Below are 11,334 nucleotides of genomic sequence, written 5' to 3' on the forward strand. Positions count from 1 at the left end.
GTCAGTACGCGGCCGCCGTACCGAGGTACTGCTCCGCGAAGGCCGCGGCGGCGGCCGGGGAGGTGAACAGGCGGCGGAGGCGGGCGAAGGTGGTGCCCGCGCGGTACTCGTCGCCCGACGAGGTGCCGTGGTAGACCTCGGAGAGCCACTGGGAGAACTCCTGGTAGTCCCACACGCGCCGCAGACAGGCCTCCGAGTAGCCGTCGAGGCCGCTCCCGTCGCCCTTGCCGAGGTAGGCGACGAGCGCGTCGCCGAGCAGGAACGCGTCGTGCAGGGCGAGGTTCATGCCCTTCGCCGCGATGGGCGCGGTCAGGTGGGCGGCGTCCCCCGCGAGGAACAGACGGCCGAACGTCATGGGCTCGACCACGTAGTTGTGCATGTCGAGGACGCGCTTCTCGATCAGCCGGCCCTCGGTGAGCGGCGGGACGCCGTCCGCGCCCAGACGCTGCTGGAGTTCGGCCCAGACACGCTCGTGGGGCCAGTTCCCGGGGTCGTCGCCCGGCGGGCACTCCAGGTAGTAGCGGGTGACCTCGGGGCTGCGGGCCATGTGCCCGGCGAAACCGTTCGGGTGGATGCCGAACAGGACGCAGTCGGAGGACGGCGGCGCCTCGGCGAGCAGCGCCAGCCAGCCGACGCCGTAGTCGTGCCGGGCGATGTTCGTGGTTTTGGGCAGGACGGTGCGGCTCACCCCGCGGGCCCCGTCGCAGCCGGCCACGAACTCGCACTCCACCAGGTGCCGTTCGCCCGAGTCCGCGTCGGTGTACGACACGGACGGCCTGGGCGACTCCAGGTCGTGCAGGAGGACGTCCCGCACGCCGAAGCGGATCTCGCCGCCCCTGACGTCGGCGTACTCGCGGACCAGGTCGGTGACCAGCAGGGGCTGCGGGTAGACGAAGTGGTGCTGTCCCGTCAGCTCGCCGTAGGCGAAGCGGAAGCGGTCGCCGGCGAAGCGGAACTCGCACTCGGTGTGCGACTGGGCGCGCTCCAGCAGGCTGTCGGCGAGACCGCGCCGCTCCAGACCCCGTACCGCCCACTCCTCGATGACGCCAGCGCGGGGCCGCTGCTCGATGAACTCTCGGGTCTCCACCTCCAGTACGAGGCAGTCGACACCCGCGGCCCGCAGGATGTTGCCGATCGTCAGTCCGGCCGGCCCGGCCCCGACTATCACGACCGGAACACGCTGTGGGGCAACGGAGTTGGGGTGGGAGGTCACCCGGTCATTATGTCGGCCCCCGGCGGGGGCGGGGAGGGAACTCAGCCCAGACGGGGGATCTCGATCGCCGGGCACCGGTCCATGACCATGTCGAGGCCGGCCGCGCGGGTGCGCTCGTACGCGGACTCGTCGACGACGTCCAGCTGGAACCACACCGCCTTCGCCCCCTTGGCGACGGCCTCGTCGGCGACCGCTCCGGCGAGGTCGCTGTTCACGAACACGTCGACCACGTCCACGTCGAACGGGATGTCCGCGAGGGAGGCGTACCCCTGCTCGCCGTGCACGGTCTCCGCGTTGGGGTGGACCGGCACGATCCGCTTGCCGTGGCGCTGGAGCACCTCGGCGACGCGGTAGGCCGCGCGCCCCTGGTTCGACGACAGGCCCACGACGGCCCAGGTGTCGCCGAGTTCGGTGAGGATCTTGCGGATCGTCGCTGCGTCGCCGTACACGTCGGAACTCCTCGGGAAGCGGAAAACGGGCCGTGGGGGAAACACCGCCCGGCCTCCAGGTCTTCCCGGGGGCCCGGTCACGCCGGCCCGCTCCCGCGGGGCGGTCGGTCCCGACCTCCGGCGTGCGCGGCCCGGCGCCGGAACGTACGGTGGCGCCCAGGTGTTCGACCCCGGGCACGGGACGGCTGTCCCGGCGGTCGTCGGAGGGTGGAGGCGGCATGACCGAGAAGGGCGCGGAGAAACTGCCGCGCAAGACCTACGAGAAGGAACTGCTGCGACTCCAGACGGAGTTGGTGAAGCTCCAGGAATGGGTGCGCGCGGAGGGCGCCCGGCTGGTCGTGGTCTTCGAGGGCCGGGACGCGGCGGGCAAGGGCGGCACCATCAAGCGGGTCGCCGAACACCTCAACCCCCGTGTGGCCCGGATCGCGGCCCTGCCGAAGCCGACCGAGCGGGAACGCGGCCAGTGGTACTTCCAGCGGTACGTCGAGCACCTGCCGGCGCCCGGCGAGATCGTGCTGTTCGACCGGTCCTGGTACAACCGCGCCGGCGTCGAGCACGTCATGGGCTTCTGCACCGAGGCGGAGTACCGGCTCTTCCTGCGCCAGTGCCCGATCTTCGAACGGATGCTCGTCGAGGCGGGGATCGTGCTGCGCAAGTACTGGTTCTCGGTGAGCGACACCGAGCAGCAGGAGCGGTTCCGCAAACGCCTGGAGGATCCGCTGCGGCGCTGGAAGCTGTCACCCATGGACCTGGAGTCCATCACCCACTGGGAGGCGTACTCCCGTGCCAAGGACGAGATGATGGTGCACACCGACATCTCCGAGGCGCCCTGGTTCGTCGTGGAGAGCGACGACAAGCGCCGGGCGCGGCTGAACATGATCGCCCACCTGCTCGGATCCCTGCCCTACCACGAGGTGCCGCCCCCGGTCCTGGAACTGCCCGAGCGGCCGCGGCCGACCGGGTACGAACGCCCGCCGCGCGATCTGCAGACCTACGTCCCCGACCACGCGGCGAGTCTCTGAGCGGAGCCGCTCACCCTTCCTCGGGCACGATCGCGACCGGGCAGTCCGAGTGGTGCAGCACCCGGTGGGCCACCCGGCCGAGCTGGAGCCCGAAGTGCCGCGGGTGCCGCCGGGCGCCGATGACCAGGAGGTCGGCGTGGTGCGAGGCCCCCGCCAGCACCGTCCCGGCGGGGCCCTCGACGGTACGGCGGTGCACCTCGGCATCGGCCGGCACGTCCCGGAGCGCCGCCTCCAGGACGTCCACCGCCTGCTGCTCGTGCAGCCGGGCGGGCTCCCCGGCCGGCAGCGGATGGTCGGTGCTCTCGTGCGCCGGGCACCGCCAGGCCCGTATCGCCTCCACGGGTACCTTGCGCCGCGTGGCCTCCGCGAAGGCGAAGTCCAAGGTCGACTTCGCGCCGACCCCGACGACGACGCGGCCGTGCCGCCCGGACCGTGCCCGGTTGTCGTGGCTGCCCCGGACGACGATCACCGGGCAGTGGGCGTGCCCGGCCACCGTCAGGCTCACCGAACCGAGCAGCGCCTCGGTCATGCCACCGCGGCCACGGGTGCCCGTCACCAGCGCGGACGCGTCGCGGCTCTCCCGCACCAGGGCGTACTCGGGCTCCTCGAAGATCACCTCGGAGGTCACCTTCAGGTCCGGGTGACGGGTGCCGGCGCGCCGCACGGCGGCCCGGACCAGGTCCTGCGGCAGGGCCCGCTCCACCGGCTCGCCGAGATCATGGGCGAGAGCGGCGCCCTCGTAGCGTTCCCAGAGGCAGGCGTTGACGATCCGCAGCGGCACGCCACGCAGTGCGGCCTCGTCGGAGGCCCGGTCGACGGCCCGCAGGCTGGGCTCGGACCCGTCGACGCCGACCACCACCAGAAGCTCCGTCACGCTCACCTTCCCGCACTCGCGGCGAACACGATCCGGGCCCTGACCTCGCCGCGCAGCACGTCCTCGACGGCCTCGTTGACCGCGTCGAGCGGACGGACCTCGGAGATCACCCGGGTCCGGCCGGCCGCGTGCAACCGGAACACCTCGGCGAGGTCCTGCCGGGTGCCGACGATCGAACCGATCACACTCGTCCCGTTGAGGACGGTGTCGAAGATCGGCACCTGGACGGTGCCGTGGGCCGGCAGGGCGACCATGACGAGCTTCCCGCCGCGCCTGAGCCCGGCGTTGACGGCGGCGAAGGCGTCCTCGTTCACCGCCAGGGCGATCGCCGCGTGCGCTCCGCCGTACTTCTTCAGCGTCTCGCCCACGTCCTGCTTGCGGGCGTCGATGAGGATGTCCGCGCCGAGTTCGGCGGCGAGCTCCAGCTTCTCGTCGGTGACGTCGATCGCGGCGACCTGCGCCCCGGCGATCTTCGCGTACTGGACGGCCAGATGACCGAGTCCGCCGATCCCGGAGATCGCGACGAGCTGGGCGGGCCGCACACCGGCGACCTTGAGCGCCTTGTACGTGGTCACGCCGGCGCAGGTGAGCGGGGCGGCGTCGACGGCGGTGACGCCGTGCGGGACGGGCTGGGCGAAGTCGGCCCAGGCCAGCATCTTCTCCGCGTGACCGCCGTCGCAGCCGTAGCCGGTGTTGACCTGCCGCTCGCACAGCGTCTCCCAGCCGGACAGGCAGTGCTCGCACCGCCCGCAGGCCTTGCCCAGCCAGGGCACGGCGACCCGCTGTCCGACGCACAGGTGGGTGACCCCCTCGCCCAGCTCCTCGACAAGGCCGACGCCTTCATGACCCGGCACGAAGGGCGGGTTCGGCTTGACGGGCCAGTCGCCGCGGGCGGCGTGGATGTCGGTGTGGCAGAGCCCGGAGGCCTCGACCCGGACCCGGACCTGGCCGGGGCCGGGCTCGGGGTCGGGGCGCTCCTCGATGACCAGGGGCTCGCCGAAGGCTCGTACGACCGCTGCCTTCATGGGGCAACTCCTTTGATGTGTGGCGTCAGTCGTGCGGGACGACGGCGACGGGGGCGATGGAGTGGTGCAGGACGGCGTGCGTGACGGCTCCGATGCGGGCGCCGAACGCGGCGCGGCGGACCCGCCGGCCCACGACGACCAGGGAGGCCGTGCGGGAGGCGTCGACGAGGTGGCCCGCGGGGGTGCCGTAGAACGACTCCTCGGCGACCTCGGTGTCCGGAAACGCCTTGCGCCACGGGGCCATGACCCCGGCCAGGGCGACGGTCTCGCGTCGGGCCAGCTCGGCGTGGAGTTCGAGGTCCACGGCGAGGCCGTAGGCGTAGTGGGGAGGGGGGTTCCAGCCGTGCACGACCCGCAGGGAGGTGCCGCGGCGGACCGCGGCGGCGAACGCGAAGGCGATCAGCTCCTCGTCCGGGCTCTCGATGTCGAGGCCGAGGACGACGGGCCGGAACGGCGTCGCGGCGGACGGGATGCCGACGGGATCCTTCTCGTGCTCGTCGGCGGCCTGCTGGTCCGCGCGGACCAGGACCACCGGCCGCTCGGCGTGCGCCACGACGGAGAGGCCGACCGAGCCGACCATGAACCCGCCGATCCCGCTCAGTCCGCGCGAGCCGAGCACCAGCAGTTCGGCGTCCTTCGCCGCGTCCAGCAGCTCGTCGGCGGGTCGGCCGGACAGCTGCGCGGTGCTCACGTCCAGGCCGGGGTGGCGCGACCGGATGCCCTCCGCCGCCTCCCGGGGCACCCGCTCGGTCCAGTGCTGCTGGGTCTCCGCGCCGAGGAGGGGGGCCTGCGCGACGGGGTCGGGGACCGGCTCCCAGACGTGGACCAGCCGCAACGGCAGACCCAGCAGTCCCGCCTCGCGGGCGGCCCACTCGGCCGCCGCGCGGCTCTCACGCGAGCCGTCGAGACCGACGGTGACGGTACGGACCATGATCTCCACCTCCTGATTCCAGCGTCGTCCTCGGAACGGGCCCGGGGCAGGGGCCGTACGTCCCTGGTGGGGGCCGACCGACCCGGGCCGGTCGACGCGGGTCGGTCGACGCGGGCCGGTCGACGCGGGTCGGTGCCGGCCGGTGGGTGCGGGGCGGTCGGTGCGGTTCTGCGCGGGGCGGTCCGTGGAGCCGGTGCGGTGCGGTGCGGTGCGGTCCGTGCGGGCCGGGACGGGGAGGCGGCGGGCTCGTCCTGCCGGGGGCCCGCCGCGCCTCCCGCGGTCAGCGCAGCCAGCGGTTGCGGCTGACGAAGGGGAGCCTGGCCCAGAGCCTGCCGAGACCGAGGGTGTCGCCCGCGGAGGCGGCGGCCAGGGCGATCAGGACGAGGGCGTAGACGAGGTGGTAGTCGGCGAAGGGGTTCGTCGACATGCTCGGCGAGCCGTCGGAGAGGTGCCGGGCGGGCGGCCACTCGGCGACCCACATCAGCGCCATCATCACGGTGCCCGCGACGGCCGCGAACCGGAGCGCCACGCCGGCCATCAGCGCGACGCCGATGCCGAGCAGACCGAGCATGAACAGCCAGTCCGCCCAGGTGTCCCCGGCCCAGGAGTGGAAGGTGGACTCCATCGGTCCCGCGGCCACCCCGCCGAGAAAGCCCTTGGTGGGCGAGCCGCCGTCGATCCAGCCCTTGCCGGAGCCGGTGGCGTAGCCGAGTCCGAAGGTCTTGTCGAGGAAGGCCCACAGGAAGACGAACCCGGTGAGCAGGCGCAGCGACGCGAAGGCGTAGGCCCGTGCGCCGGTGCGTGCCGAGACGGTGGACTCCGTCGCGGGGGTGGCGGTCCGGTCCCTGCGGAAGGACGGCAGGTGGAGGCCTGGGCTCCGGTGAGGGTGCTCGTGCACGGCCATGGTGGTGATCCCTTCGAGGAGCTCTGGTCGGTGCTTGACGTCCCTCATGCTGCTCGGGACGCGGCCGAGACCGCCGGGTGCCGAAGGTCGGTGGACGGAGGGCTGAACGGTCCTGATCCGAGGGCCGGTTGGGGGTGCCCCGGTGCCCGGTGCCCGGTGCCTGGTGCGTCGGGGGGCGGGGGCGCAGGTGTCTCGCGGACCGTTTCCTGGGGAGGCGGGGCTCTCGCGGACCGTTTCCTGGGGAGGCGGGGCTCTCGCGGACCGTTGACTCAGGGGGAGCCGTGCCCGGCCGTGTCGGAGCCGTGTGGCCCGGCACAGGGGCCGGTCGGCCCATGTGGCCCCGCCCGTGGCGGGGGGACGGTGGCTACAGCGGTTCCCCACCCGTCGGGAGGCAGGCCATGATCACCACGCCCACGCCCAGCATGCTGCGCGCCCTGCCCGCCGAACACCGGCACCGGCTGATGCGCATGGCCCGTGAAGTCTCCTTCCCGCAGGGGACGCGGCTGTTCGAGGAGGGGAGCCGGGCCGACCGGTTCTGGATCATCCGGACGGGCACCGTCGAGCTCGACATGCGGGTACCGGGCCGCCGGCCGGCCGTCATCGAGACCCTGCGGCACAACGAACTCGTCGGCTGGTCCTGGCTGTTCACCCCGCACACCTGGCACCTCGGCGCCGAGGCGACGAGCCCGGTGCGGGCGTACGAGTTCGACGCCACGGCCGTCCGCCTGATGTGCCGGGAGGACCCCGCCATGGGCAGCGCCGTGGCCCAGTGGGTCGGGGACGTGCTCGCCCACCGGCTGCACTCCGCGCGGATCCGGCTCCTGGACCTGTACGCCCCGTACGGCTCCGGCAGCATCGTCTGAGGGCGGGAGTCGTCATGCACGGCACACCTCACATCGTCAGCGACGTCATGACCCGCACCGTCGCCGCCGTCGGCCGCACGGCCGGCTTCAAGGAGATCGTGCGGCTGATGAGGGACCGGGGCATCAGCGCCCTGCCGGTCCTCGACGGCCGGGGCCGGGTCATCGGAGTTGTCTCCGAGGCCGATCTGCTGCCCAAGGAGGAGTTCCGCGACAGCGACCCGGACCGGTACACCCAGCAGCGGCGCCTGTCCGACCTGGCGAAGGCGGGAGCCCTCACCGCGGAGGAGCTGATGACCTCACCGGCGCTCACCACCCGGCCGGACGCGACGCTCGCCGAGGCCGCCCGCACCATGGCCCGCGCCAGGGTCAAGCGGCTGCCCGTGGTGGACGAACCGGGCCGGTTGCAGGGCGTCGTCAGCAGGTCCGACCTGCTCAAGGTGTTCCTGCGCGACGACGAGGAGATCGCTGAGGAGGTGCGGCGCGAGGTGGTGGCGTACCTCTTCCCGCCACCGCGCTCGTCCGTCCGCGTCCGGGTCGACGACGGTGCGGTACGGCTCGTCGGCCGGGTCCGGGACCCGTCCCTGATCCCCGTGGCCGCCCGGCTGGTGCGTGCCGTCGAGGGCGTCGTGGACGTGGACTTCGAGCCGGAGGCGCAGGGCCCGACGGACTCCGTGCCCGCCTCCGCCCGGCCTCCCGGAGCGTCGGGGAACCGGTGAACCCGGGGGCCGCCCGGCGCTCTCCCGCGTCTTGGGCCGGTCGGCCCTAGTCGATCGGGTCCCGTTCGCGCGACGATCGTCCTCACGGGCCGCCCGCCGCCCGTCCGTAACCGGGGAACGAGGGGTCGTCATGACCGAGCCAGGCACCTTCACGGAGCAGAACCCGATCCGGGTCTTCCTGCTGGACGACCACGAGGTGGTACGGCGGGGCCTGACCGACCTGCTCGACGCCGAGCCGGACATCTCGGTGGTCGGTGACGCCGGCACCGTCGAGCACGCCCTGGTGCGCGGCCCGGCGCTGCGCCCCCACGTGGCCGTCCTCGACGTGCGCCTCCCGGACGGCGACGGCATCACCGTCTGCCGTGAACTGCGCAGCCAGATGCCCGAGCTGGCCTGTCTGATGCTGACCTCGTTCGACGACGAGGACGCCCTGCTCGACGCCATCATGGCCGGGGCCTCGGGCTATGTCCTCAAGCAGATCCGGGGCTCGGACCTGGTCTCCGCGGTCCGCACGGTCGCCTCCGGCCAGTCCATGCTGGACCCCGCGACCACCGCCCGCCTGATGCGCTCCCTGCGCGCCGACCCCGTCGAGACCCCGGCGCTCGCGCCCGAACTGGCGAGCCTGTCGCCGCGTGAGCGGGACATCCTTGCGCTGATCGGGGACGGACTGACCAACCGCGAGATCGGCAAGAAGCTCTACCTCTCCGAGAAGACGGTCAAGAACCACATCTCCCGGCTGCTGGCCAAGCTCGGCGTCCAGCGCCGCGTCCAAGCCGCTGTCCTGGCCTCGCAGCTGGACCAGCCGGAGACGGACGACCGATCCGGGAGGTGACGGGCCCCGCGCCTCGGGCGCACGGCTGCCGCGCGGACGGCCTGGAAGCCCAGGCGCGAACGCTCCTCTTCGTCCGCGCACGCGGGGCCGGTACGGCGACCGCGGACCTCCCGCCCGGGAACGTCGGCCACCGGCGGCGGGAAGGAGCGCAGCCGCGGCTCCGCCTCGACCACGACCACCGCGCAGGGGCCCTCGGCGGACTTGGATACCGGCCCCGGAACCGTCACGCCCCGGAAGCCGCTCGCGCCGACCAGGCGCGCGCGGTGGGCCCGGCGGACGAGTTCGGCGCAGGCGGGCCGGAGGCGCCGGAGCTGCGGGGCGCCAAGAAGGACGGTCGGACGTGCGGTGAGCGCGTCGTGCCGGGCACCGGCGACCCTCTGTCGTGCGGTTGCCGCGCAAGCCACGCCCCACCGGGTGTTCGGACCAGGGATACCGGTCAGTCACCTGCGCCCGGGCCGCCGTGCGCCTACGCTCGCCCCGTGCTGCGCATCACCGACGCCCGAACCGGCGAGCCCGTCGACGCCGTCCCCGCCCGCAGGGGCCTGACCCGAGTCGAGGCCCACGTGCCGGGTTACGACGCCTCCGCCCTCCGCGTCCTGCTCGTCGCCGACCTGCTCGTGCGGGCCCTGGAGATCGGCGGCACGCCCGTGTGGGCGCTGCTCACCGGCGAAAGCGGACAGGCGGAGCTGCACGCGGGTGCCGCCGCCCTGGGCATCCGGCCCTTCGAGGACCGCCGGGACGCCGGCCCCGGCCGGGGCGAGTCCCAGGCCGTCCACGTGGTGGGGGAGAACGGTCCCGCCCCGGACGGGGTCCGGGTCGCCGTCGCCCCGGTCGCGACGCCGGACCTCCCGCCGGACGCCGAGCCCGCCGCAGTCCGCCTCGCCCTGCTCACCAAGCCCCGGAGCACACCCGCACAGCTCGACGAGACGGCCCTGACCGACGCCCACGACACCCTCGCGCGCTGGCGCCGGGCCGTCGCCGCCTGGGCCCGGCATCCGTCACGGCCCGTACCCGACGAGGTGCGCGGACACCTCCGTACCGCCTGGGAGGACGACCTGGACGTACCCGAGGTGCTGCGCGTGCTGCGCCGGGTCGAGGAGTCGGACCTGCCGGAGGGCGCCCGCTTCGAGACGTACGCCTACGCCGACCGGCTGCTCGGTCTCGACCTCACCCGCGACCTGGGGGCCCCGGCATGATCGAGCGTCCCGGACCGGGCCCGCTGCGCCGCCTGGTCGTGCTGAGACACGCGAAGTCCGCGTGGCCGGAGGGTGTCGCCGACCACGAACGCCCCCTCGGGCCCCGCGGCCGCCGGGACGCACCGGAGGCGGGCCGCGTCCTCGCCGCCTCCGACCTCTTGCCCGACCTCGCCCTGTGCTCCACCGCCGTACGCGCCCGGCACACCTGGGAGCTGGCGTCCGCCCAGTGGGGGACCCCGCCGCCGGTACGCCTCGACCCCGAGCTGTACGCGGCCGACGTACCGGAGCTGCTCGCGGCCGTGCACGGGACACCTCCCGAGGTCGAGACCCTGCTCCTCGTCGGACACAACCCCGGCCTGGAGGAGCTGGTCCTGACCCTCGCCGGGGACGGCCTCGACGACGCGCTGGACGAGGTGCGCGTGAAGTTCCCTACGTCGGCGATCGCGGTGCTGGCCTGGCACGGCACGTCCTGGCGAGCCCTGGAGCCGGGGACGGCGCTGCTCACGTCCGTGCTGGTGCCGCGCGGGAGGAAGTGACCGGGGCGGGCCCCGGCCGGCCACCCGGCCGGGGTCCGCGCACGGACTAGGGTGGCCGGATGCAGGACGAGTACCGCACAGTGGCCCGCGCGGGCGTGCACGAGACCGAGGTCAACCGCTCCCGCTTCCTGTGCGCCCTCGCCCCGGCGGCCACCGAGCAGGAGGCCCAGGACTTCGTCGCCGCCGTCCGCAAGGAGCACGCCGACGCCACCCACAACTGCTACGCGTACGTCATCGGCGCCGACGCCGCGATCCAGAAGGCGAGCGACGACGGCGAACCCGGCGGCACCGCGGGCGTCCCCATGCTCCAGATGCTGCTGCGCCGCGACATGCGGTACGTCGTCGCCGTCGTCACCCGCTACTACGGCGGCGTCAAGCTCGGCGCGGGCGGCCTCATCAGGGCGTACGGCGGCGCGGTCGGCGAGGCGCTGGACACCCTCGGCACCCTCACGCGCCGCCGGTTCCGCCTCGCCACGGTGACCGTCGACCACCAGCGCGCGGGCAAGGTGCAGAACGACCTCAGGTCGACCGGCCGCGAGGTGCGCGACGTCCGCTACGGCGAGGCGGTCACGATCGAGATCGGGCTGCCGGACGCGGACGTGGAGGCGTTCCGGGGCTGGCTGGCCGATGCCACGGCCGGGACCGCCCGGTTCGAACTGGGCGGGGAGGCCTACGGAGACGCCTGAGCCGGGCCGGCGAGGCCCGAACGGGACCGAACCCGTTCGGGGTCCGCAGCGGAGAGGGCAGGATTCGAACCTGCGCGGGTCACATGG

13 protein-coding genes are annotated in these 11,334 nt (G+C 73.8%); 7 read left to right on the forward strand and 6 right to left on the reverse strand.

All coding sequences use genetic code 11. The annotated features are described in order from the left end of the window. Position 1: 1 nt before the first annotated feature. Entirely contained in the window at positions 2 to 1,213 is a 1,212-nt protein-coding gene (locus ACIQJT_RS09455; protein ID WP_402641478.1) for a 4-hydroxybenzoate 3-monooxygenase, read from the reverse strand. A gap of 41 nt (positions 1,214 to 1,254) precedes the next feature. After that, complete coding sequence (locus tag ACIQJT_RS09460) at positions 1,255 to 1,662, reverse strand: CoA-binding protein (RefSeq protein WP_402641481.1); 408 nt, start codon at positions 1,660 to 1,662, stop codon at positions 1,255 to 1,257. A gap of 218 nt (positions 1,663 to 1,880) precedes the next feature. Between ACIQJT_RS09460 and ppk2 the strand changes: the two genes are divergently transcribed. Continuing rightward, entirely contained in the window at positions 1,881 to 2,684 is an 804-nt protein-coding gene (gene ppk2 / locus ACIQJT_RS09465; RefSeq protein WP_365448472.1) for a polyphosphate kinase 2, read from the forward strand. Positions 2,685 to 2,694: 10 nt separating this feature from the next. Here the strand turns inward: ppk2 and ACIQJT_RS09470 are convergent, their stop codons facing one another. The 4 genes from ACIQJT_RS09470 to ACIQJT_RS09485 form a co-directional block, all read right to left on the reverse strand. Then, on the reverse strand, positions 2,695 to 3,564 hold the full coding sequence (locus ACIQJT_RS09470; RefSeq protein WP_402641486.1) for a universal stress protein: 870 nt from the start codon (positions 3,562 to 3,564) through the stop codon (positions 2,695 to 2,697). Further along, positions 3,561 to 4,583: a zinc-dependent alcohol dehydrogenase gene (locus ACIQJT_RS09475; protein WP_402641489.1), complete on the reverse strand. Its 1,023-nt coding sequence runs from the start codon at positions 4,581 to 4,583 to the stop codon at positions 3,561 to 3,563. Before ACIQJT_RS09475 ends, ACIQJT_RS09470 begins: the two co-directional genes overlap by 4 nt. A 25-nt stretch (positions 4,584 to 4,608) precedes the next feature. Next, complete coding sequence (locus ACIQJT_RS09480; RefSeq protein ID WP_402641492.1) at positions 4,609 to 5,514, reverse strand: universal stress protein; 906 nt, start codon at positions 5,512 to 5,514, stop codon at positions 4,609 to 4,611. 280 nt (positions 5,515 to 5,794) lie between these two features. Then, positions 5,795 to 6,418, reverse strand: a complete 624-nt coding sequence (locus ACIQJT_RS09485; protein ID WP_402641495.1) for a hypothetical protein — start codon at positions 6,416 to 6,418, stop codon at positions 5,795 to 5,797. 398 nt (positions 6,419 to 6,816) lie between these two features. Here ACIQJT_RS09485 and ACIQJT_RS09490 point away from each other — a divergent pair, with 398 nt between their 5' ends. The 6 genes from ACIQJT_RS09490 (at position 6,817) to ACIQJT_RS09515 (ending at position 11,247) form a co-directional block, all read left to right on the forward strand. Next, positions 6,817 to 7,281 carry a cyclic nucleotide-binding domain-containing protein gene (locus ACIQJT_RS09490; protein WP_365448480.1) on the forward strand — a complete coding sequence of 155 codons (465 nt, stop codon included), beginning with the start codon at positions 6,817 to 6,819 and terminating at the stop codon, positions 7,279 to 7,281. A gap of 14 nt (positions 7,282 to 7,295) precedes the next feature. Beyond that, a complete protein-coding gene (locus tag ACIQJT_RS09495) occupies positions 7,296 to 7,997 on the forward strand; it encodes a CBS domain-containing protein (protein ID WP_402641498.1) in 702 nt (233 codons plus the stop codon). 130 nt (positions 7,998 to 8,127) lie between these two features. Continuing rightward, entirely contained in the window at positions 8,128 to 8,829 is a 702-nt protein-coding gene (locus tag ACIQJT_RS09500) for a response regulator transcription factor (RefSeq protein ID WP_053847505.1), read from the forward strand. Between the two features lie 479 nt (positions 8,830 to 9,308). Further along, complete coding sequence (locus tag ACIQJT_RS09505; RefSeq protein ID WP_402641501.1) at positions 9,309 to 10,025, forward strand: hypothetical protein; 717 nt, start codon at positions 9,309 to 9,311, stop codon at positions 10,023 to 10,025. After that, positions 10,022 to 10,561: a SixA phosphatase family protein gene (locus ACIQJT_RS09510; protein WP_402641504.1), complete on the forward strand. Its 540-nt coding sequence runs from the start codon at positions 10,022 to 10,024 to the stop codon at positions 10,559 to 10,561. Before ACIQJT_RS09505 ends, ACIQJT_RS09510 begins: the two co-directional genes overlap by 4 nt. A 59-nt stretch (positions 10,562 to 10,620) precedes the next feature. Beyond that, positions 10,621 to 11,247, forward strand: coding sequence for a YigZ family protein (locus ACIQJT_RS09515; protein WP_365448490.1), 627 nt, complete (start codon positions 10,621 to 10,623; stop codon positions 11,245 to 11,247). Positions 11,248 to 11,334 lie beyond the last annotated feature (87 nt).

This window comes from Streptomyces sp. NPDC091972, assembly GCF_044756385.1.
In the GTDB taxonomy this organism is placed as follows: Bacteria; Actinomycetota; Actinomycetes; order Streptomycetales; family Streptomycetaceae; genus Streptomyces.

What these genes read in the sequence shown, in the direction of transcription:
- ACIQJT_RS09500 (WP_053847505.1), top strand. Translation starts at nt 8,128, where the DNA reads ATGACCGAGCCAGGCACCTTCACGGAGCAGAACCCGATCCGGGTCTTC.
- ACIQJT_RS09490 (WP_365448480.1), top strand. Translation starts at nt 6,817, where the DNA reads ATGATCACCACGCCCACGCCCAGCATGCTGCGCGCCCTGCCCGCCGAA.
- ACIQJT_RS09485 (WP_402641495.1), bottom strand. Translation starts at nt 6,418, where the DNA reads ATGGCCGTGCACGAGCACCCTCACCGGAGCCCAGGCCTCCACCTGCCG.
- ACIQJT_RS09515 (WP_365448490.1), top strand. Translation starts at nt 10,621, where the DNA reads ATGCAGGACGAGTACCGCACAGTGGCCCGCGCGGGCGTGCACGAGACC.
- ppk2 (WP_365448472.1), top strand. Translation starts at nt 1,881, where the DNA reads ATGACCGAGAAGGGCGCGGAGAAACTGCCGCGCAAGACCTACGAGAAG.
- ACIQJT_RS09475 (WP_402641489.1), bottom strand. Translation starts at nt 4,583, where the DNA reads ATGAAGGCAGCGGTCGTACGAGCCTTCGGCGAGCCCCTGGTCATCGAG.
- ACIQJT_RS09480 (WP_402641492.1), bottom strand. Translation starts at nt 5,514, where the DNA reads ATGGTCCGTACCGTCACCGTCGGTCTCGACGGCTCGCGTGAGAGCCGC.
- ACIQJT_RS09510 (WP_402641504.1), top strand. Translation starts at nt 10,022, where the DNA reads ATGATCGAGCGTCCCGGACCGGGCCCGCTGCGCCGCCTGGTCGTGCTG.
- ACIQJT_RS09495 (WP_402641498.1), top strand. Translation starts at nt 7,296, where the DNA reads ATGCACGGCACACCTCACATCGTCAGCGACGTCATGACCCGCACCGTC.